Origin of the sequence: Pseudomonas sp. S10E 269 (assembly GCF_002798465.1) — a bacterium.
In the GTDB taxonomy this organism is placed as follows: domain Bacteria; phylum Pseudomonadota; class Gammaproteobacteria; order Pseudomonadales; family Pseudomonadaceae; genus Aquipseudomonas; species Aquipseudomonas pergaminensis.
The window spans coordinates 2,311,218-2,333,384 of record NZ_PHIJ01000001.1 but is presented as its reverse complement, the minus strand read 5'-3'; the positions used below and the strand labels follow the sequence as shown (position 1 = coordinate 2,333,384).

General features: G+C 63.2%; 16 protein-coding genes. 9 read left to right on the top strand and 7 right to left on the bottom strand.

What is annotated here, in order from left to right:
• Positions 1–62: 62 nt before the first annotated feature.
• The 5 genes from CWC48_RS10760 to hflK (CWC48_RS10740) form a co-directional block, all read right to left on the bottom strand.
• The gene (locus CWC48_RS10760) at positions 63–314 is read right to left on the bottom strand and encodes a hypothetical protein (protein ID WP_078050818.1); all 252 of its coding nucleotides are present in this window, start codon (positions 312–314) and stop codon (positions 63–65) included.
• Between the two features lie 117 nt (positions 315–431).
• Positions 432–2,318 (bottom strand): cation-translocating P-type ATPase, encoded by a 1,887-nt coding sequence (locus CWC48_RS10755; protein ID WP_100491849.1) that lies wholly within the window; start codon positions 2,316–2,318, stop codon positions 432–434.
• Entirely contained in the window at positions 2,315–3,349 is a 1,035-nt protein-coding gene (hflK, locus tag CWC48_RS10750; protein WP_100491848.1) for a protease modulator HflK, read from the bottom strand. Before hflK (CWC48_RS10750) ends, CWC48_RS10755 begins: the two co-directional genes overlap by 4 nt.
• Positions 3,346–4,332: a protease modulator HflC gene (gene hflC, locus CWC48_RS10745; protein WP_177409534.1), complete on the bottom strand. Its 987-nt coding sequence runs from the start codon at positions 4,330–4,332 to the stop codon at positions 3,346–3,348. Before hflC ends, hflK (CWC48_RS10750) begins: the two co-directional genes overlap by 4 nt.
• A 9-nt stretch (positions 4,333–4,341) precedes the next feature.
• Complete coding sequence (hflK, locus tag CWC48_RS10740) at positions 4,342–6,246, bottom strand: protease modulator HflK (protein WP_100491847.1); 1,905 nt, start codon at positions 6,244–6,246, stop codon at positions 4,342–4,344.
• A 333-nt stretch (positions 6,247–6,579) separates the two neighbouring features.
• Between hflK (CWC48_RS10740) and CWC48_RS10730 the strand changes: the two genes are divergently transcribed.
• From CWC48_RS10730 to CWC48_RS10705, 6 genes are read left to right on the top strand one after another with little or no spacing between them, the layout of a single operon-like run.
• Positions 6,580–7,203, top strand: coding sequence for a CDP-alcohol phosphatidyltransferase family protein (locus tag CWC48_RS10730; RefSeq protein WP_100491845.1), 624 nt, complete (start codon positions 6,580–6,582; stop codon positions 7,201–7,203).
• Positions 7,204–7,214: 11 nt separating this feature from the next.
• On the top strand, positions 7,215–8,969 hold the full coding sequence (locus CWC48_RS10725; RefSeq protein WP_100491844.1) for a bifunctional alpha/beta hydrolase/class I SAM-dependent methyltransferase: 1,755 nt from the start codon (positions 7,215–7,217) through the stop codon (positions 8,967–8,969).
• Positions 8,970–8,971: 2 nt separating this feature from the next.
• Complete coding sequence (locus CWC48_RS10720; protein ID WP_100491843.1) at positions 8,972–10,270, top strand: phosphatase PAP2/dual specificity phosphatase family protein; 1,299 nt, start codon at positions 8,972–8,974, stop codon at positions 10,268–10,270.
• Complete coding sequence (locus CWC48_RS10715; protein ID WP_078050825.1) at positions 10,260–10,703, top strand: hypothetical protein; 444 nt, start codon at positions 10,260–10,262, stop codon at positions 10,701–10,703. Before CWC48_RS10720 ends, CWC48_RS10715 begins: the two co-directional genes overlap by 11 nt.
• 9 nt (positions 10,704–10,712) lie before the next feature.
• Positions 10,713–11,333 carry a 1-acyl-sn-glycerol-3-phosphate acyltransferase gene (locus CWC48_RS10710; RefSeq protein WP_100491842.1) on the top strand — a complete coding sequence of 207 codons (621 nt, stop codon included), beginning with the start codon at positions 10,713–10,715 and terminating at the stop codon, positions 11,331–11,333.
• 1 nt (position 11,334) lies between these two features.
• Positions 11,335–12,267, top strand: coding sequence for a phosphatidate cytidylyltransferase (locus CWC48_RS10705; RefSeq protein WP_078050827.1), 933 nt, complete (start codon positions 11,335–11,337; stop codon positions 12,265–12,267).
• 95 nt (positions 12,268–12,362) lie between these two features.
• Here CWC48_RS10705 and CWC48_RS10700 read toward each other — a convergent pair whose 3' ends face one another.
• Positions 12,363–12,845 (bottom strand): Lrp/AsnC family transcriptional regulator, encoded by a 483-nt coding sequence (locus CWC48_RS10700; protein WP_016978705.1) that lies wholly within the window; start codon positions 12,843–12,845, stop codon positions 12,363–12,365.
• 126 nt (positions 12,846–12,971) lie between these two features.
• Between CWC48_RS10700 and CWC48_RS10695 the strand changes: the two genes are divergently transcribed.
• From CWC48_RS10695 to pbpC, 3 genes are all read left to right on the top strand, one after another.
• Positions 12,972–13,601: a LysE family translocator gene (locus tag CWC48_RS10695; RefSeq protein ID WP_078050828.1), complete on the top strand. Its 630-nt coding sequence runs from the start codon at positions 12,972–12,974 to the stop codon at positions 13,599–13,601.
• A gap of 77 nt (positions 13,602–13,678) precedes the next feature.
• Positions 13,679–19,483, top strand: a complete 5,805-nt coding sequence (locus tag CWC48_RS10690) for an MG2 domain-containing protein (protein ID WP_100492513.1) — start codon at positions 13,679–13,681, stop codon at positions 19,481–19,483.
• Positions 19,464–21,764, top strand: a complete 2,301-nt coding sequence (gene pbpC / locus CWC48_RS10685; RefSeq protein ID WP_100491841.1) for a penicillin-binding protein 1C — start codon at positions 19,464–19,466, stop codon at positions 21,762–21,764. The genes CWC48_RS10690 and pbpC overlap by 20 nt, the downstream gene beginning before the upstream one ends.
• On the opposite strand, the gene CWC48_RS10680 is transcribed toward pbpC, so the two are convergent.
• Positions 21,761–22,138 (bottom strand): hypothetical protein, encoded by a 378-nt coding sequence (locus CWC48_RS10680; protein WP_100491840.1) that lies wholly within the window; start codon positions 22,136–22,138, stop codon positions 21,761–21,763. The two genes, pbpC and CWC48_RS10680, sit on opposite strands and share 4 nt — an antisense overlap.
• Between the last annotated feature and the right edge of the window lie 29 nt (positions 22,139–22,167).

The window sequence follows — 22,167 nt, the reverse complement described above, 5'->3', positions numbered from 1 at the left end:
TGGACTCCTGGAAAAGTGTCCGCAGCGGCGTGAAAGCCGCTGCGGTTGCACTCGGCTTGCGATTACTCGCCGACTTTGCCGCCGGCAGCGTCGCAGGCAGCCTTGGTCATGGCCTTGAAGCCGTGGCCCTTGCAGACAGCCTGGCCTTTGCAGGCGTTTTCAGCGGTCTTGCAGTCGTTCATGCCTTTGCAGGAGGTCACGCCGTAGCAATGAACGTTAGCGTCGGCGGCCTGCGCCTGGGTCGCAACACCGGCGAACATGGTGGCAGCAGCGATAGCCAGGGCAGCACCGGAAACGGCTTTTTTGATGTTCATTTTTGTATTCCTCAACGATCAGTAGGGGTGCCGTTCTGAACGGATTGTTCAGCCTCGACACACCACTAGAGTGAGGTCCCCCACAGGCGTTACAGCACCCGCAAAAAAAACTGAAAATTACTCCTCAAGCTTCAACAGGGGTTCCTGAAAGCGCAGCAAACGCCCGGCGTTCCCCAGTACCAGCAAGGTGCTGAGGTTATGCAACACCGCCGCAATCATGGCGCCAGCGGCGCCCAACCAGCCAAACGCGGCAAACACGACAATGGCCAGGGTCCAACCCAGGCCGATGATCACGTTGACCTGCAACGTCTGCCGGCACTGGCGGCTCAAACGCAAACAGGTGCCCAGGCGCCGCAGGTCGCTGCCGATCAGCACCACATCCGCCGACGCCAATGCGATATCCGCCCCGCCCGCGCCCATGGCCACGCCGACCACACCGGCCTTGAGCGCCAGCGAATCGTTGATGCCATCCCCCACCACCATTGGCCGGAAGCCGCTGCCGATCTCGCCCAGCACGCGGTTGAGCTTGTCTTCCGGCAGGGCCTGGGCCTGGACATCGCTGATGCCGACGTCCAGTGCCAGGCTGTCAGCCACACTCTGGCGGTCGCCGGTGAGCAGCAGTTGGCGACCGAGGCCAAGGTCCCGCAGCTCTTGCAGGGCCTGGCGGGCTTCCGGCTTGACGCTATCGGCCAGCAACAGCCAGGCCAGAAACTGCCCGTTCAGCGCCAACCCGGCGATGGGCCCATCGTGATTGGGAACAACCGTGGTGAGGATGCCCAGGTGTTCGAACAACTCCGGCCGGCCCAAGGCCGCTTCGCCCCCATCGGTCTGCGCCACCACACCAAGGCCCTGGCGCTCGCGAATATCCGTCAACGCCAGCCGCTGTCCCTGGGTCGCCAACCCCGCCAGCGCCCGGCTGACCGGGTGGCTGCTGGCCGAGCCCAAGCTGGCGGCCAGGTTCAGCAACACCTGCCGGTCCGGCTCGGTGGTTTCGATGGAGTGCAGGCGCAACGTACCGAAGGTCAGGGTGCCCGTCTTGTCGACCACCAGGGAGGTCAGGTCCGCCAGCTCTTCGAGGAACGCCGAGCTGCGAATCAGTATTCCATGCCGCGCCGCCACGGCAATCCCGGCAATGGCGGTGGCCGGCGCCGACAGCACCAAGGCGCATGGACACGCGGCCACCAACACCGCGAGCATCGCCTGGGCGTCATTGGTCACAAACCAGGTGACCGCCGCCAGCAGCAACACCAGCACCATATAGCTGCCGGCATAACGCTCCAGCAGCCGTGTGATTGGCGGCTTGGAACGCTCGGCGTTCTGCATCAGCGCAATGACTTTGCCCAAGGTGGATTCGTTACCGGTGCGGGTCACTTGCAGGCGCAGCAGGCCGTCGAGGTTGATCGCCCCACCAAACACCTGCACGCCCACGCTGGCTTCCAACGGCACCGACTCACCGGTAATCGGCGCCGTGTCCAGGCTCGCCTGGCCCGACAGCACCACACCATCAGCCGGTACCCGATCACCCGCACGCACCTCGACGATGTCGCCGGTGTTCAGCGTGCAGTTGTCCACCTCATGGATGCTGCCGTCAGCCTGCACCAACCGCGCATGACTGCGCGTGAGTTTACCCAGGGCATGAATCGCCTCCTGGGAGCCGATCACGCTGCGCTCTTCCAGCACGTGCCCAAAGATCATGATGATCGGCAACAGCGCGGCGGTCAGCAGATCACCCGTGGCCCAGGCGCCGAGCATGGCCAAGGCGATCAGTTGGTCGGTGATGCCATGCAGGCTGGGAAATCGCAGGCTGTACCAGGCCGAACGCATCACCGGCACCGCCACCAACAGCGACGCGACGCCCAGCAGCAACTGGCTCACGCCGGTCTGGTCTGGCGCCAGCCAGCGCCATACCAGGCCTAACACCAGCAAGCCCAAGGCGAGCATGGCCAGGGTCAATTGCCGGGCAGCGCTGCGCTGCTCGGCGGACGTCAGCATGGGTGCGCTCATTGTTCGGCTCCCTGGATGATCAAGCGGGCATCGTCTTTAGGATCGACCGTGGTCACCGAGCCGGCCTGGCCGAGAATCTTTGGCAGGCGCTCGCGGTAGAGGCGCAACATCAGGCCCGGGTCTTTCACTTGGGCCAGGCTGGCGACCGTGGCCGTCTGCGCCTGGGCGTTGGCCAGGCGTTCGCTGGCCTGTGCATGGGCGACTTGCACCAGGCGATCGGCCTGCTGGGTCGCGGTCTGGGTGAGTTTTTCCGCAGCGGTGCGGGCGTTGGCGACGGCTTTATCGGCCTGCTGACTGGCTGTCAGCACCGCATTGAACGCGTTTACCGCCGGGCCTGGCAGGCTCGATTGCACATCCACGCGGGTGACTTGGATACCCAATCCCAACCCTGTGGATGTCAGCTCCACCAGGCGTTTGTTGATGCCTTGCACCAAGTCGCCACGCAGCCGCTCGCGACGTTCGGCAGCGCCGTTATCGGACCCGATCAATTCAGGTCGTGCCACCAGGATCGTGTCCAGATCCCGTGCCGCCGTGAGCGCCACGGCACTGCGGGTGACCAGGCGATCCAGCGCCGGCAGCACATGCTCGCCCTGCAACACAAAGGCATAGGGTTCGATGACTTTATAGAACACCCGCACATCCAACTGCACCACACCGGCATCGCCGGTCAGCAGATAACCGGAGCCGGCCAGCGCATCGCTCAACGGCGTGGCGAAACTGGCCACGCGGTCGGCCTGGATCGCCGCGTCGGAACGCAGCAGGTTCTCCACCCGCCGCTCGATCACACGGTCAGCCGCCGGCAATAGCACCACCTGCTCAAAAGGCTGCGGCCAGGCCAGCAAGAGCCCGGCATTCTGGATACGGTCGAGGGCGCCGAAGTGCAAAACCACCGCGCGGTACTGCGGGTCGATCTGGCGCACATTGGAAAATGCCCAGGCCAACGCCGCCAACACGGTCACCGCGTACAACGCCAGGAACGTCAGGCGCCCGGCCTGGATCCACGGACTGTCCGGGCCGTCACGCTCGGTCATGGCTGGACATCCTTCGGCCCGTCGACCAAGGCGCGGAATGGCGCAGCGTCGGTGCGCAGGATGATCTTGGTGCCTGGCGTGACCACGGTGCCCAAGGTATCCAGGGAGCGCAGCAGGTTGTACAGCTGCGGATTGCCGGCGTAGGCGCGGCCATAGATCTGCGCGGCCTCGACCCGCGACTGCGCTTCGATGTCGGCGGCTTTCACCGTGGCATCGGCCTGCACAATGCGCGCATCACGCTCGGCGGCGGAGCGGATCTGCGCCGCTTCGCGCTTGCCCACGGCGGTGCGCTCGGTGGCGATGGTTTCGCGCTCGGCGCGCATACGGTCGACGGTGGCGGTGAGGGTCACTGACGGCAAGGTCAGCCGTTCGATACCGACTTGGGCCACGCGCACGCCGTAGGTGGTGAGCAATTGTTGATCAATCTGCTGGCGCAACTGCGCTTCGAAGTCAGCGATGCGCACCTGGCTGGCATCGGTGTTGATCAGGCTCGACAGGTCGAAGCTGGCCGCGGTGGTTTCCAGCGCCGAACCCACGAAGGTGCGGATCTGCCGCGCCGCTTCATCCGGCTGGTTCTGCACCGCGCGCATGAAGCGCTGCACGTTGTCTGCGTCGCCCTGCACCTGCCACGCCACGTAGGCCTGCACGATGATGCGCAGGCCATCGCGGGTGCCCACATCCTGCAAACCGCTGGAGGTGGTGCGCAGGCGCAGATCTACCGGGATCGCCGCTTCGAACGGCGCCGGCCAACGCCAGCCCAGGCCGGGTTCCAGCAGCACCCGCGAAGGGTTGCCGAAACGAGTAATCACCGTGGCCTCGCCGGAGCGCACTTGCACCAGGCTGGCGGCGGCGACCGCAAACAATACCAGCAACAGCGCCCAGGCCATACGGCGCCAGGGGAACGGGCCAGCGGCGTGCTCGTCACCATGATGGTGGTGATGGTGATGGCCATGGTGATGATCGTGAGAATGAGCGCTCAACAGACAGACTCCTTATTGAACGGCTTTACGCGGCACCGAAGGATCGGCCGGCAAGGTATAAGAACGCAGATCGATCGTCGGCGCGCCATCGGCGCCCAGGCGGTGATCCAGGATAAGCAACTTGGCATGGGCCAGGCCCTGGCTGAGTTGGCCAAGGTATTGCTCCAGCACGAAGGCCTGGCCGGCCGTGGCGTAGGCCTTTTGTTCGGCGGCGAAACGCAGGTCGGCGGCCTGGGCGCCGGCGTTCACTTCCCGCGCTGTGGCCCGGGCCTGATCGCGCGCGGTGCTGGCTTGCAGCAACGCCTGGTTGGTTTGCTCACTGGCCGCACCGCGCTCGCGGGAGATCAGGGCCTGGGCACCAATCTGCGCAGCTTGCACGCCGTGATAAGCGTTGGCGGCACCGGCCGGTGGGTGGATCGCCTCGACCACGGTGGCAAGGATTTCCACGCCACTGTCGAGTGTTTGCAGGTCCGCCTGCACGGCGCGCCCGATCTCGTCGGCCAGGGAGGTGCGTTGTTCGCCGAGCAATTCATCCAGGGTACGCGAGGCAAAGTCGTGCACCAGGATGCGACTGGCGGTGCTGCGGATGAGGGTCGGTACATCGGCGCTGTTGTAGGTGGCGGCCAGCGCGGCCTGATCGGTAAGGCCGATGCGGTAGACAAACCGCACGTCCATGTTAACGATCTGGAAGCTCTGCTTGTCGCCGCTGCTGCTGGCGATCACTTGGGATTTGTCATTCACATGGCTGGCGTCCCACAGCCGATTGGCAATCGACGGTGGCGGGCCTTCCGCAGCGGCCAGTTCCGGGGCAGCAGCTTCGCTGACACTGGTGGCCAGCTCATGCACCACGCCGTTTTCGACGCCGATGACACGGCCCAACGGCCACGGTAACCCCACATGCAAACCGGGGCCGAACACCTCAACGGGTTTACCAAAGCGCTCATAAATCCCACGGCCTTGCAGGGGCACTTCGTGCACACCGGTAAGCGCCCAGCCTACCGCAAGCACCACCAGCAACACCGGCAGGAACGCCCTGCGCATGTAGGTAAAGGCCCAGATCTGGCGCAGGTCGATGCCGAAACGGTTGTGCAACTCATGCTGCAACGCGAGCAAGGGTTGGGGCGGCCATCGAAGCAGCCCGGCGATAAAACTGTGCGCCATCAGCCGAGGTTCGACCCGTGGTTGGCGTGGGCTGAACAACGACAGTACAGCTCTTAATAGAAACTCCAGCGAGACCAATGCCGGCAGCAACCCGATCAGCACCGCCAGGCGCAACGGCCACACCGACTGCGCACCGGCAAATAGCAGGCAAACCGCACTGACCACCAGGCAGATAATCGCCACCCGACTCAATTGCGCCAGTTGTGAGGCTTCCGGCCATTGCGCAACGGTTTCCTGAGCCAAGCGACGTTCGAACACCAGCAGGCCAAACGCCAAGGCCAATGCCAGCGCAGCACCGATGCTTGCCGATTGACCGACGGGGGCAGCGGGTAATGTCAGGTTCCAGAATTCGACAATGCTGACCAGCGCCAGCAGCGACCAGCCGCCAAGCCATAACACCGGCACACCGATCTGCTTGCCAAAGCGCTCGACCAGGCGCGCGTAGCGGCCCGCGTCTTCAACCGGCAGGTCAACCGCGGGGGCCTCCAGTGCCTGGGCGCGCCAATCCGCCACCCACCAGGCCGACTGCAAAGCGGCGACCAGCAGCCATAACGCCGACGCGCAGTTGATCAGCACCACAGGCCAGATCGACAGCGGCGCAAACAACGCGACAAACAGCGCCAACACCCAGCCGGCCACCGCCAGCACCGTCAGGCTGATACCGGCCTGGCGCAATCGACGGGCATGGAACAGCCCCTGTTGAAAACGCGGTAGGCCTTCCACCGAAGCGCCGTCAGCTTCCAGATCCACTTGCATCCACTCAACGCCCAGTTGTACACAATTCGTTACGATATAACACGGAGCGTGAAATTTTTGTTCGAAAAACAGTAGTTTCAGATGCACCCAAATCCCCTGTGGAAGCGGTCTTGTTTGGGAGCCGGCTTGCCTGCGATAGCGCCACCTCGGTGTAACTGAAAAACCGAGGTGGCGCTATCGCAGGCAAGCCAGCCACCACAGAGGGACATCGTTGTGTTCAAGACCGTGACTAAACCCCCAGAAACACGCGCCATCACTGGTGCAGGCCGCGATTAATCGGCACACTCCAGAACAGTTTTTCGCGGGTCCACGGACAAGGAAGCGTCACCCCCCATGATTTCGATCTATCAGCTCAAACCGCGTTTTCAGAACGTGCTGCGCCCGCTTGTGCAGCGCCTTTACGACAATGGCACCACCGCCAACCAGATCACCGTGCTGGCCGGGGTGGTTTCGCTGCTGGTCGGGCTGCTGATCGCCAGCTTTGCCCAACACCTGTGGCTGTTCGCGCTGATCCCGTTGTGGATGATCCTGCGCATGGCCCTCAACGCCATCGACGGCATGCTCGCCCGCGAATTCGGCCAGCAGTCGCGCCTGGGCGCTTACCTCAATGAACTGTGCGATGTGATCGCCGACAGTGCGCTGATCCTGCCGTTTGCGCTGATCCCCGGTGTGAGCCTGGCGCCTGTGCTGCTGGTGGCGTTGCTGGCGGTATTCAGCGAATACGCCGGGGTGCTGGGGCCCATGGTCGGTGCGTCGCGCCGCTACGACGGGCCGATGGGCAAAAGTGATCGCGCCTTCGTACTCGGCGTGCTGGCCACCGGCGTGGCGCTGGGCTGGCTGAGTGCCGGTTGGGTCGATGCGGTGATGTGGCTGGTCGCGGCCCTGCTTGCCTACACCCTGGTCAATCGGGTGCGTCAGGGCCTTAAAGAACAACAAGAAACTTCACCGATTGCATAAGGATTTTTGCGATGCGCGAACAGCAAGAGCACAGCTTCAGCACCCATGATGGCGTCGAGCTTTTCTACCGGCACTGGCCAGCCACCGCCCAGGCAGACGGCGAGCCGCGCAAAGCGATTGTGTTGTTCCATCGCGGCCATGAGCATTCGGGGCGTATCGCCCACCTGGTCGATGAGCTGAACCTGGCGCAGTTCGACTTCTTCGCCTGGGACGCCCGTGGTCACGGCCAGTCCCCTGGCGAGCGCGGTGACAGCCCCAGCTTCGCCACCAGCGCCCGCGATGTGCAGACCTTTTGCAACCACATCGGTGCCACCTATGGCATCGAGGAAGAAAACTTCGCCGTCGTCGCCCAAAGCGTCGGTGCGGTCATTGCCGCCACGTGGGTACACGATTACGCGCCGAAAATCCGCGCCCTGGTGCTCGCCTCCCCGGCCTTCAAGGTCAAGCTCTACGTGCCGTTCGCGCGGCCGGGCCTGGCGCTGATGCGCAAGTTTCGCGGCAACTTTTTCGTCAACAGCTATGTCAAGGCCAAGTTCCTCAGCCATGACCCGGAACGCGTAGCCTCCTACGACACTGACCCACTGATCACCAAGGCAATCTCGGTAAACGTGCTGCTGGGCCTGTATGAGGCGGCCGACCGGGTAGTCGCCGATGCCCAGGCGATCCAGGTGCCGACCCAACTGCTGGTCTCCGGCTCCGACTTTGTGGTGCATCGCAAACCCCAGCAGCAATTCTTCGACCGCCTTGGCAGCCTGAAAAAAGAGCTGCATATCCTTCCCGGGTTCTTCCACGACACCCTCGGCGAACGTGACCGCGCCACCGCCGTGAACAGCGCCAGGCGCTTTATCCTGCAGAACTTCGAACACCCGCTGGACCGCGCCTCGCTGTTGGATGCGGACAAACTGGGCACCACCTGCGCCGAATCCGAAGCCCTCGCCGCGCCGCTGCCGCGCAATTCCCTGCGCGACCTGTACTGGCGCCTGACCCGCGCCAGCATGGGCCTGGGCAAAAACCTGTCGGATGGCGTGAAACTGGGCTTCGACACCGGTTTCGACTCCGGCAGCACCCTGGACTATGTGTACCGCAACACGCCCACCGGCAAGGGCGGGCTGGGGCGGATGATCGACACCAATTACCTCAACTCCATTGGCTGGCGCGGCATTCGCCAACGCAAGCTGAACGTCGAGGAACTGCTGCGCCTGGCCATGACCAAGTTGCGGGATGAACAGCGTGAAGTGCGCATCGTCGACATCGCTGCCGGCCACGGTCGCTACATCCTTGAAGCCTTGCAGGGCGTATCGCCGCTGCCGGAATCGATCCTGCTGCGTGACTACAGCGACATCAACGTGCGCGACGGTGGCGCGCTGATCCGCGAGAAAGGCCTTGGGGATATCGCGCAGTTCGTCAAAGGGGATGCGTTCGACCGCCTGGATCTGGCGGCGCTGGACCCGAAACCAACGCTGGCGGTGGTGTCCGGATTGTATGAACTGTTTGCCGACAACAGCATGGTCGGCGGCTCATTGGCCGGACTGGCCGAGGCCTTGGAGCCCGGTGGCTACCTGGTCTACACCGGCCAACCGTGGCACCCGCAACTGGAACTGATCGCCCGGGCGCTGACCAGCCATCGCCAGGGCCAAGCCTGGGTGATGCGTCGTCGCAGCCAGGCGGAAATGGATCAACTGGTGGAAGCTGCCGGCTTTCGCAAGATCACCCAACGTGTGGATGAGTGGGGCATCTTTACCGTGTCCCTGGCACAGAAGATCTGAACATGCGCGAACCCGGCTTGTTGAAACCAGCGGTCCTCTGGCTGCTGCTGTTGGCGCCGCTGTTCTTCAGTACTTACGGCTTTGCCACGTGGGTGACCAGCCAACGCAGCGACGTCGGCACGCTGGTGTTCGGCTGGGAAACCCATATGCCGTTCTGGGCATGGACCATCGTGCCCTACTGGTCCATCGACCTGCTCTACGGGTTTTCCCTGCTGCTGCCCAACACTCGGCATGAGTTGAAACAGCATGCATTGCGGCTACTGTCGGCCCAGGTCATCGCGGTCAGTTGTTTCCTGCTCTGGCCGCTGCGTTTCACCTTCGAGCGGCCAGCGTTGGATGGCGTTTTCGGCTGGCTGTTTGCCGTGCTGGCAGGCTTCGACAAGCCTTTCAACCAGGCGCCGTCGCTGCACATCGCGCTGCTGGTGATCCTGTGGGTCATGTACCAGCGCCATAGCCAAGGCGTGTGGCGTTGGCTGGTGCACGGCTGGTTCGCATTGATCGGTATTTCGGTGCTGACCACTTATCAACATCACTTTATCGACTTACCCACAGGCGCCCTCGCGGGGTGGATATGCGTGTGGCTGTGGCCGGTGGAACATCCGAGCCCGCTTTTGAATGCGCGGCTCACACAAGACCCCAAGCGCTGGCGGTTGGGCGTGCGTTATGGCCTGGGTGCCTTGTTACTGGGGGTTCTTGCCTGGGTACTCGGCGGCGGCTGGCTGTGGATACTTTGGCCGGCGGTGTCTCTCGCCTTGATCAAGGCCAATTACTTCGTACTGGGCGCTTCGGGTTTCCAGAAACGCGCCAATGGCCAACTGACGCCCGCCGCGCGGTGGCTGTATGCGCCGTACCTGGCAGCCGCGTGGATAAACTCGCGCCTGTGGACACGCAAGCATCCCCAACCCGACCGCGTTGTGGATAATGTATGGCTCGGTCGAATTCCTACGACAAACGAGCAGGCGCCCTTCAAGGCCATCGTCGATCTGTGTGCCGAATTGCCGATTAATCCACAGGGCCGCGCTTACCAATGCATCCCCGTACTGGACCTGATCGCCCCAACGCCCGACGAATGCCTGCAGGCCGCCCACGCCATCGAACGCCTGCGCGCCAGCGGCCCATTGCTGGTGTGTTGCGCCCTCGGCTACTCACGCAGTGCTACCGCCGTTGCCGCCTGGTTATTGCACTCCGGGCGTGCCGCGACGGTAGAGCAGGCGCTGACTATCATTCGTACAGCGCGGGCCGATGTGGTCCTGCACCCCGCACACCGTGAAGCGTTGGAGGGTTTGCCCCATGCCAGCTGATATGGAACTCCAAGTGGTTGCCAGCCTGTTACGCCGTGGCCGCTCGCTCGATCAGTTATCCACAGGCCTGACCGTGGCGGGTGTGTTGTTCGGCTTGGCCCAGTTGTTGATGGCGAGCATCTCGACGATCTGCCTGTTGCTCAGCCTGTGGATGATTATCCTCGGCTTGCTGCAAAAGTACTGGGCGCTGCGGGTGGCCTTCGACGCCGACCTGTTTGCTCTGTTGGCGCGTGATATCGAGCGCACCCCGGACCTTGACCAGGCCCTGCAAACCCTCGGCCTGCAATCGCCCAAGCGCGTTGGCCGGCCTTGGCCCGAACGCCGTCGCGGCGCGCTCAAACTGTTGCGCAAACAAGCCTGGCTGCTCGGCGCACAAGCGCTGCTGACCCTGGGCGTGATCCTCGCCAGCCCTTGGCTGCCTTTCGCCGGATAAGGAATCCTCATGTTCGAACCCGTGGTCGCCACGTTGATTACCTCCATGGCCCGCACCGTCACCGGAGCGCGCAGCCTGTGGCTGGGTTGCGCGCCGGTGCCGGTGCAACGCATCTACTTCGCCAACCACAGCAGCCACGGCGACTTTGTGTTGCTGTGGGCCTCGCTGCCGCAGAACCTGCGTAAATTCACGCGTCCGGTGGCCGGCAGCGATTACTGGAATAAAAGCGCTCTGCGCCGCTACATCATCAACCGTGTATTCAACGGCGTATTGATCGACCGCGAACGCAAAGAGCCTGTGGATAACCCATTGCAGCCCATGCTCAATGCCCTGGAAGGCGGCGACTCGCTGATCATCTTCCCCGAAGGCACGCGCAATCTCGAAGACGGCCTGCTGCCATTCAAAAGCGGCCTGTATCACCTGGCCAAAAGTTACCCACAGGCCGAACTGATCCCGGTATGGATCGCCAACCTCAACCGGGTCATGCCCAAGGGCCGTGTACTGCCGCTGCCCCTGCTGTGCACCACCAGCTTCGGCGCGCCGCTGCAATTGGAGGAAGGCGAAGACAAAACCGCCTTCCTCGCCCGCACTCGCGATGCCCTGCTCGCCCTTGCCCCGGAGCACGTCTGACATGGATAGCCAAACCCTGATGTTGTTCGGCGGCATCGGCGCGATCCTGGTGCTCGCCTCGCTGATCGGCCTGATCCTCAAACTGCGCACCCGTGGCAGCCCAAACGCCGTCATCGACAACCTCAACGCGCGCATCAACGCCTGGTGGGTGATGGTGGTGGTCATCGGCATCGCCTTCTGGCTCGGCACCGGCGCGGTGATCCTGCTGTTCTACGCGGTGTCGTTCTACGCCCTGCGCGAATTCCTCACCCTCACCCCCACCCGCCGCAGCGACTACCCAGCGTTGGTCGCCGCGTTCTACCTGGCGCTACCGCTGCAATACCTGCTGATCTATTCAGACTGGTACGGCCTGTTCTCGATCTTCATCCCGGTGTACGTGTTCCTGCTGCTGCCGATCCTCGCCTCACTCGGCGGCGACAGCACACACTTCCTGGAGCGTGCCTCGAAGGTGCAGTGGGGCTTGATGATCGCGGTGTTCTGCGTGTCGTTCGTGCCCGCCCTGCTGACCCTCGACATCCCCGGCTACGAAGGCCGCAACCTGCTGCTGATTGCCTACCTGGTGATCGTGGTGCAGTTGTCCGACGTGCTGCAGTACGTGTGCGGCAAGCTGTTCGGCAAACACAAGATCGCGCCCAACCTGTCCCCTTCGAAGACGGTGGAAGGGTTTATCGGCGGGATTCTGCTCTCGTCGCTGATCGGCGCGGCATTGTGGTGGACCACGCCGTTCAACCCGTGGCAGTCGTTCTTGATTGCGCTGCTGATCAACCTGCTGGGGTTTGCTGGCGGCATCGTGATGTCTGCGATCAAGCGCGACCGGGGCGTGAAGGACTGGGGCCATATGATCGAAGGGCACGGCGGGATGCTGGATCGGTTGGATTCGGTGTGCTTCGCCGCGCCCATCTTCTTCCACCTCGTGCGCTACTGGTGGACCTGAACAAGCCCCTGTAGGAGCCGGCTTGCCGGCGATGGCGACCCGGAACGTTCATGAAATTCACGGGCCTCATCGCCGGCAAGCCGCTCCTACAGTCATTAGCCTGGCAAATGCCCCAGCGGCAATGCGCCTGGGGTCTTTACGGTCTGGATCGCGAAGTTGCTGCGGATGTCCCTCACCCCCGGCAGTTTCAACAGACTGCCCGTGACAAACCGTTCGTACCCGCGCAAGTCCGGCACCACCACCTGCAACAGAAAGTCCGACTCCCCTGACACCAGGAACGCCGAGATCACTTCCGGCAGCGCCGTTACTGCCTCGCGAAAGGCGTTGGCCTCGGTGTCGTTATGCCGCTCCACCTTCACGCCCACGAACACCATCATCCCCAGGCCGACTTCGTCACGGTCCAGCGTGGCCTGGTAGCCGCGAATCACACCGGCTTCTTCCAGCAGACGCACGCGCCGCAGACAGGGTGAAGCAGACAGCCCGATCTCGTCCGCCAGTTGCACATTGCTCAGGCGGCCGTCGCGTTGCAGGGCTTCAAGAATCTTGCGGTCAAACGCATCGAGTTTAAGGTTTGGCATAAATGCATGGCCGATAAGGTTGTAAATGGCAGGTTATGCCAAGAATAGACGCCTTTGTGGCTGACTACGCAAGCACCTGCCCCACCCTTCGGCCCTAGAATTGGCCAACATACAAGGGGGTGAGGCATGGCGGAACTCTGGTTATTCCTGGTGGCACTGTCGGTGGCGTATCTGTTGCCCGGGCCGGACATGATCCTGCTGCTGCAGACCGGAGCGCGCCAGGGCAAGGCGTTGGCGCTGACCACGGCGATTGGCTTGGGACTGGCTCGCGCCTGCCATGTGGCGTTGGCGGGCATGGGGTTGGCGACCTTGTTCAAGGTGGCGCCGTGGACCTTTGATGTCGTGCGCCTGGGTGGCGCGGCCTATCTGTTATGCCTGGGTATTCAATGCCTGCGCGCGACTATGCTGCCATCCCTGGAGACAGCAAACACCCCACTGGCAGCCCATGCCTGGCGTTCAGCATTCCAACGCGGCTTGCTGACCAACCTGCTCAACCCCAAGGCGCTGCTGTTCTGCTCGGTACTGCTGCCGCAATTCATCAACCCCCAGGCCGGCCCGGTGGCAGCGCAGTTTGCGTTGCTGGGCGTGATCCTGGTGGCCGTCGGTTTCGCGTTCGACTGTTGCTACGCCCTGGCCGGCGCGCGCATCGGCCAGTGGCTGGCACGCAATCGCTCGGCGCAGCGTCTGCAACAGTGGTTATTCGGCAGTCTTTTGATTGGTTTTGCGGTGCGTCTCACTTTTGTGCAACACGCCTAGCAGGGCGGCGTATCTGCGTCATCTTTTGTATCAAAGACGCGTGTAAGATACGCCGCACTTAGCCAGGGATGCTCACCATGTTCGATTCGTTCAAAGCGATCAGCCGCCGTATTGTCGGTGCGATATTGACTGTGGTGGGGGCCATCTTTGGCCAATGGCATCCGCCGGTCTGGCTGCGAGCCACCGGCCGTGGGCTGGCGAACCTGGGCAGCAAAGCCCGCGCTTACCCACGTCAAACCGCTGCCGGCGTATTAGGACTGGTCCTGTTGGCCGCTGCCGGTTTCTATGGCTGGCACTGGTATTCCAACCTGCCAAAGCCGCATACCGCGAGCTATTCGCTGCACAAGCCGAACCTCACCGACTACACCCAGCAAACGCCGGTTGTGGATAACTTGCAGGTGCGTTTCGGCGAGTCCGTGGCCCCACTGGCGGCCATCGGCAAACCGGTTACCGAGGGCATCACCCTCAAACCTGCAGTCGCGGGCACCTGGCGCTGGGCGGATGACCGCAGCCTGTTGTTCGTACCGGAAAAAGACTGGCCCATCGACGCCCACTACACCGTCGAACTGGCAAAGAAAAACCTGCTGGCCGACGGCGTGCTGCTGGACCAATACAGCACGCAGTTTTCCACTCAACCGTTCCGCGCCACCCTGGCACAAAACGAGCTGTACCAAGACCCGTCCAACCCGACGCTGAAACAGCTGGTGGCAACCTTCCGTTTTTCCCACCCGGTGGATGAAGACACCCTGCGCAAGCGCGTCACGGTGACCCTGGGCAAAGGCCTGGCCTACCGCGACGCCCAGTTGCCCAACCGCCCGGAAATCACCTTCGACGAGAAGAAGCTCAACGCCTACGTACGCTCCGCCGCCCTGGCGACCCCGTTGGAAAGCACGCCGGTCAGCGCCAAGCTCGACGAGGGCATCAAGGCCCGCGACGGCGGCAACGCCAGCACCGCGCCGCTGGTGGCAGAAGTCACCGTGCCCGGTCGCTATCGCCTGACCTTCACCGGGGCCGAAGTGAGCTTTGTCGACAACGAACGTGGCGAGCCGGAGCCCGTGCTGATGTTCAGCAGCTCCAGCGCCTTGGCCGACGAAACCATCGCCGGCAAGGTCCAGGCCTGGCTGTTGCCGGAAAAAGCCCAGGACGACACGCGTCCCTACAGCAGCAACGACATCGATGACGCCCTGCTCGCCCGCAGCACCAAGGTCAACCTGACCCACGTGCCCAGCGTCGAACCGCTTAATACCTTGCACGCCTTCAAATTCAAGGCCCCTGCCGGTCGCGCGGTGTATGTACGCGTGCCCGCCAACCTGGAAGCCATCGGCGGCTATCTGGCGAAGAATCCTACAGCGTCGCTGATCAGCATGCCGGCGTACCCACGCACCTTGCAGTTCCTGTCCGACGGCGCCTTGCTCAGCCTCAACGGCGAAAAACGCCTGGGCTTCATGGCCCGTGGTGTACCTGGCGCCCATGTGGAAATCGCGCGCTTGCTGCCCAACCAGTTGCAACACTTGGTGGACCAGAGCAGCGGCAGCTTTGCCCGGCCGAATTTCGGCAATGAGTATTTCGATCGCATGGTCGAGCGTCAGGCGTTGGATATCCCCCTGTCATCCAATGACCCGGCAAAAACCGTCTATGACAATGTCGACCTGAGCCACTACCTCACCGCCAATGGCGGCCGGCGCGGCATTTTCGTGCTCAAGCTCAGCCCGCAGGATGACCCGGCCCCGCGCACATTCGAGTACGACCGCAGCAGCACGAGCGACCTGCGCTTCATCGTGGTGACGGACCTGGGCATCATTGCCAAGCGCTCCAGCGATGGCAGCCACGATGTGTACGTACAGTCCATTGGCAACGGTTCGCCAGTCTCCGACGCGCAAGTCGACATCATCGGCCGCAACGGTTTGCCGGTGAGCAGCGGCCACACGGATGCCGAAGGCCATGCGCATTTCGCCAAGCTCGATGAACTGCGCCGTGAGAAAACGCCGCTGATGTATGTGGTTACTCGCGGCAATGACCAGTCGTTCCTGCCGATCGCCCGCCAGTCCCAGCAGTTGGATCTGTCGCGTTTCGACGTAGGCGGCTTGGAAGAAGACGGTGCGATTGATCGCCTCAGCGCCTACCTGTTTACCGACCGTGGCCTGTACCGGCCGGGCGAAACCGCGCACCTGGGCATGATTGTGCGCAGCGGTAACTGGAAAGGCGCGTTGCAAGGCCTGCCGGTGGAGCTGCAGATCACCGACCCGCGTGGCCTGGAAGTGATTCGCCAGCCATTGAAGCTGTCCGCCAGTGGCTTTGAAACCTTTGATTTCCCCAGCAGCGAAGTCGCCCCTGCCGGTGAGTACACCGCAACCTTGCAGTTGATCGGCCAGAAACAGACCCGCACCGACCTGGGCAGCGTGAACTTCAAGGTCCGCGATTTCGAGCCGGACCGCATGAAGGTCAGCCTGAGCCTGCATGACACCCCTGTGCAGGGCTGGATTCCACCGGACCAAGTGGTGGCCAAGGTCACCGCCATGCACCTGTTCGGCGCTCCGGCAGCCGGCCGTCGGGTCACCGCGAAGATGTCCCTGAGCCCGACACTCGCGGCGTTTGACCGCTACCCGGATTACCGTTTCCGCCTCAACGACTCCCTGGAAGACGCCACGACCGAAGACTTGGCCGAAACCACCGTCGACGACAACGGCCAGGCCGTGCTCGACCTCAACCTGCAACGCTTCGCCAACAGCACCTATCGCCTGCAGGTAATGACGCAGGTGTTCGAAGCCGAAGGCGGCCGCAATGTGGCGGCGCAAAGTGCCTTGCTGGTGTCGTCCGCGCCTTATCTGGTCGGTGTGAAAAGTCAGGATTCGCTGTCGTACGTCGCCAAGGATGCCCCGCGCCAGGTGCAATGGCTGGCCGTCGCGCCGGACCTTACGCCGATGGCGGTGGATGGCCTGACCAGCGAAGTGGTCGAGCACCGCTATGTGTCGGTGCTGGTGAAACAGTCCAACGGCACCTACAAGTATGAGTCGCGCATCAAGAACATCAGCCAACCGGCCTCACCGCTGGTTATGACCAAGGAAGGCGCCAAGCAGACCTTAAACACCGGCACGCCGGGCGACTTTACCCTGCAACTCAAGGACGCCAACGGCAACCTGCTCAACCAGATCGACTACAGCGTGGCCGGGCGTGGCAACACATCGCGCTCCCTGGAACGCAATGCCGAGTTGCAACTGCGCCTGGATAAACGCAGCTACGCCACTGGCGATGAGATCGCCATCAGCATTCGAGCGCCGTATACCGGCGCCGGCTTGATCACCATCGAACGCGACAAGGTCTACACCCAGCAGTGGTTCAAGGCCGACAGCACCAACAGTGTGCAGCACATCCGTGTGCCGGCAGGGCTTGAGGGCAATGCCTACGTGAACGTGCAGTTTGTGCGCGACATGGGCTCGGCCGAGGTGTACATGAGCCCGCTGTCCTACGGCGTGGTGCCGTTCAGCATCAACCTGGATGCGCGGCGCATGGCCTTGAAGGTTGAAGGCCCGGCGAAGATCGAGCCGGGGCAGCTGCTGGATATCAAGGTCAACGCTGATCGCCCGGGCCGCGCGGTGGTCTACGCGGTCGATGAAGGCATCCTGCAAGTGGCGCGCTACCAGACGCCGGACCCGCTGGGTTTCTTCTTCCAGAAGCGTGCGCTGGAGGTTGGCACCAGTCAGATCCTTGACCTGATCCTGCCGGAATTCAGCCGCCTGCTCAGTGGGGCGGCGCCCGGTGGCGATACGGAAGGCGCCCTGGCCAATCACCTCAACCCGTTCAAGCGTAAACACCAGCCGCCGGTGGCCTGGTGGTCCGGGCTGGTGGACTTGCCGGCCGGCGAAACCGTGCTGCATTACCAAGTGCCAGACAGCTTCAACGGCAAGCTGCACCTGTTCGCGGTGGCGGTGGACAGCGACAGTGTCGGCGTCAGCGAAGCCACGACCGACGTGCGCGGGCCGATCGTGATCACGCCAAACGTGCCGGCCTTTGTCGCGCCAGGAGATGTGTTCAACGTCAGCGCCGGGGTGTTCAGCAATCTCGACGCGGCGGCGGACGTGAAGTTTGAAGTGCAGACCAGCGCAGGCCTGGTTGTGCAGGGCGACAAGGGCAGCACCTTGTCCCTGCAGCCGCGCAAGGAAGGCACGGCCGAGTTCAAGATCAAGGTCGGTGACACCCTCGGCTCGGCGGACCTGCGATTTGTCGCGGTACTGCCGGACGGCAAGCGTATCCAAGTGGCGGAAACCACCTCGATCCGGCCGTTGAGCGAGCATCGCGTGGCCCTCAGCCTGGGCCGTTTCGACAGCGCCAGCAAGGAGCTCAAACCCACCCGCGAGCTGTTCAGCCAACTGCGCGACGTACAGCTGGGCGTGGCCGCGTCGCCGCTGGTGTGGGCCAACGGCCTCAAGCATTACTTGGACGACTACGGCTACGCCTGCACCGAGCAATTGGTGTCCAAGGCCATGCCGGCGCTGATCTGGGGCGGCAACGCACCTGAAGCCGAACAGGCCTTCGGCAGTGCGGTGCGCATGCTGCGCCAGCGCCAGAACCAGGCCGGCGGCTTTGGTTTGTGGGCAGCCAACCCGGACGTGGCACCGTATGCCAGCCTGTACGCCACCGACTTCTTGATCGAAGCCAAGGAGCGCGGCTTGCCGGTGCCGGAAGACCTGTTGGTGCGCTCGAATGCGTATCTGACGGATCTGGCCAATGGCCCTAGCGAAGGCCTGTCGGAATTGCGCAACCGGGCCTACGCCAGTTACCTGCTGAGCCGTCAGGGGATTCTAGTGAGCGGTGCGTTGAGCGATATCCGCGAGCGCTACGAAAGCTACTTCAAGGACACCTGGCAGAATGACCTGGGCGCCGCTTACCTGGCGGCCAGCTACAAGCTGCTCAAGCAGGATCGCCAGGCTGACACACTGTTCCGCAAAATCCCCTGGCGTTCGCTTGTGGATAAGTGGGACAGCGACGGTTTGTACTACGACCCGCTGGTGCACGACGCCGAACACCTGCACCTGCTGGCACGCCACTTCCCCGAGTTGATGGACGATGTGCCCACGGCGCTGCTGGACAAACTCGGCAAGCGCCTCAACGAGCAGCGCTACAACTCGCTGTCGGCGGCCCTGTTGCTGCGCGCCCTGGATAACTATGGCCAGCGTGCGCAAAGCGACATGACCCTTAAGGCCACCGCCTGGCTGGGCGACAAGCAGCAGCAATTGCTGGAGATGGCCGGCCAGCCGCCGCGCGCCGCCGTGCCGGGCAACACGCAAAAGCTGGTGATGGAAAAATCCGACGGCCCGGCCGCGTTCTACATGCTCAGCGAAGCCGGTTTCGACAAGGGCGCCAAGCTCAAGCCGATCAATAACGGCTTGGAAATCATCCACGAATACCTCGACCTCAAGGGCGAGCCCGTGAGCAAGGTTGCGGTGGGTGATGAGTTCCTGGTGCGCCTGCGCCTGCGCGCTACCGACCGCGATCAGGTGCAGCAAGTGGCCGTGGTCGACCTGCTGCCCGGTGGCGTCGAGCCTGTGTATAACCTGCCGCCGGAGCCGGAAGCCGCCAGCAGCGAGGACAGTGAGGGTGAAGAGTCCGAGTACGTCGAGGAAGACAGCCAGGAAGAACAAAGCTGGCAAGCGCCTATCGGTGAAACCGAACTGAGCAACTGGCAGCCGGAGTATGTGGACGTGCGTGATGATCGGGTGGTGTTGTACGGCACCGCACTGCGGGATGTCGGCACATTCGTGTACCGCGTGCGCGCCACCAACGCCGGTACCTTCAACACGCCACCGGCCTACGCCGAAGGCATGTACGAAACCACCCTGCAAGGGCGCGGCAAAGTAGGCCAGCTTGAAATCACCAAGCCTTAAGCGCCTGGCACCGCCGCTGCTCGTAGCGGCGGTAGTGCTGGTGGGCCTGCGGCTTTGGCCTCACGCCCCGCTGGAACAGGCCGTGACCTCATCGCGGGTGGTACTGGCCGACGACGGTTCGCTGCTGCGGATGACATTGGCGGATGACGGGCAATACCGCCTGTGGCTACCGCTGGAGCGGATCTCTCCTTCGCTGGTCCAGGCCTTGTTGCTCAAGGAAGACCGCAATTTCTATTGGCACCCGGGGATCAATCCCCCGGCATTGCTGCGCGCAGCCATGGCTACCTACAGCGGTGGCCAGCGCCAGGGCGGCTCGACCTTGAGCATGCAACTGGCGCGGCGCCTGTGGGACCTGAACACTCGCCAGGTGCCGGGCAAGTTGCAGCAGATGGCGTTGGCCCTGTGGCTGGAGGCGCGCTACAGCAAGCACGACATCCTGGAGGCCTACCTGAACTTGGCGCCCATGGGCGGAAATATCGAAGGGGCCGAGGCGGCGAGCCGTATCTACTTCGGCAAGTCGGCGGCGCAGCTGTCGTTGTCCGAGGCACTGGCGCTGGCAGTGATTCCCCAGCAGCCTGGCAGGCGCGCACGCTTCGGGCCGTCGCTGCAAAACGCCCGCCTGCGCTTGATGAACGACTGGCGTGAGACTTATCCACAAGATCCGCGTAACGACAGTTTGCTGGAGTTGCCCCTTGAGGCCCGCAACCGCCAGCAGATCCCGTTCCTGGCGCCGCACGTGAGTGAACAGTTGCTGGCCTCCCAGGCCGGAAATGAGCTGAACAGCACCCTCAACCTGCCGTTGCAACAATTGCTCGAACGCCTGATCACCGGCTTTATCGCCGAACGGCGCAGTACAGGTGTGGAAAACGCCACGGCGATCCTGATCGACAGCCGCGACCAGAGTGTCAAAGCGCTGGTGGGTTCGGCGGACTACTTATCCACAAGCCTGCACGGCCAGGTCAATGGCGTGCTGTCGCGACGCTCACCAGGGTCGACGCTCAAGCCCTTCTTGTATGGGCTGGCGCTGGACCAAGGGGTCATCCACCCCATGAGCATCCTCAAGGACTTGCCGAGTAACTTCGGCTACTTCCAGCCGGAAAATTTCGACGGCAGTTTTGTCGGCCCGCTGACCGCGCGGGACGCCCTGATCCGTAGTCGCAACATCCCGGCGGTGTGGCTGGCCAGCCAGGTCAAGTCGCCGTCCCTGTACGGGCTGTTGCAGCGCGCCGGGATCAAAGGCCTGCGCGACGAAAGCCATTACGGCCTGGCCTTGGCCCTGGGGGGCGGGGAGATGACCCCGGAAGAGCTGGCGCGGCTGTATGTGATGTTGGCCGGTGATGGGCACCTTCGCCCGTTGCGCTATTTGCAGGAACAGCCCCAGACCACGGGGGCCCAACTGCTGACGCCCCAGGCAGCGTTCATGGTGCGCGACATGCTGCGCCGTAACCCACGCCCGGATGGCCTGCCCGGCCGTCACTGGCGCACCGCCTGGAAAACCGGCACCTCCTGGGGCTTTCACGATGCCTGGAGTGCAGGACTGGTCGGGCCCTACGTGCTGGTGGTGTGGGTGGGCAACTTCGATGGTCGTCCAAACCCAGCCTTCATCGGAGCCAAGACCGCCGCGCCGTTGTTCTTCCGCATCGCCGACGCCCTGCCTTTGGCCTTGCCCAACGTGGTGATCAAAGCCGACAAACCGCCCGCCGGATTAGTGCGCATTGATGTCTGCGCCGCGTCCGGCGAGTTGCCCAACCGCTGGTGCCCGCAAACCCGCAAGACCTGGTACATCCCCGGCGTATCGCCGATTCGCGTGTCGAACCTGCACCGCCCGGTGCTGATCGACACCCGCACCGGCAAGGCCGCCTGCCCGCCGTTTGACGCGCAATACACCCGCGAAGAAGTCTTCGAATTCTGGCCGAGCGACGTGCAACGCCTGTACCGCGCCGCCGGGCTGCCGCGACGTACCCCGCCAAACGTGATGAAAAACTGCCAGCCCAACCGCCTCAGCGACCAGAGCGAAGCCCCGCAGATCCGCTCGCCGCTGACCCAGGTGAGCTATCAACTGCGCCTGTCCCAGCCCCAGGAAAGCATCCCGTTGAATGCCAACGCCGCCAGCGATGCAACCACGCTGTACTGGTTTGCCGATCAAACCTTGATCGGCCAAGGGCCACCGCAAACCACGTTGAATTGGCGGCCGGGCAAGTCGGGGGAGTATCGGCTGCGGGTCAGTGATGATCAGGGGCGCAGTACGAGCCGGGGGTTGCGGGTGGAGTTTGTGCCTTAGGAGTGGTTGTCGCACGCAGCAAGCTCAACGTAGCTTGACTCCCCGCCTCCCGTCGCCCCCGACAACCAACCCCATACAAAGCTGAGCCTGGTAAGGCCGGCAGCATCCAACCCGACCGTGCCACGCGACCAACCGGACAGCAGCTCACCTTCCAAGGTCAGGCACTGAAAAAGCAGTTCGATAGTGTCCGGGCCTGTCACTCGTCCCACTTGCGTGCCCAGGCGAATGCGCCCGCCCTGGTAAGTGCCGGAGATGGCATCACCCTCGACAAGGTAATGAAACACCGTGCCCGAGCCGGAAAGCCCTTGGGCGTTGTTGGCGACGGTGAAGCGACGGTTGTTCAAGCGCTGGTGAATTTGGGACGAAGTTTGCATCGAGCGCGCGTCCTTTCGCGGGAGCCTGG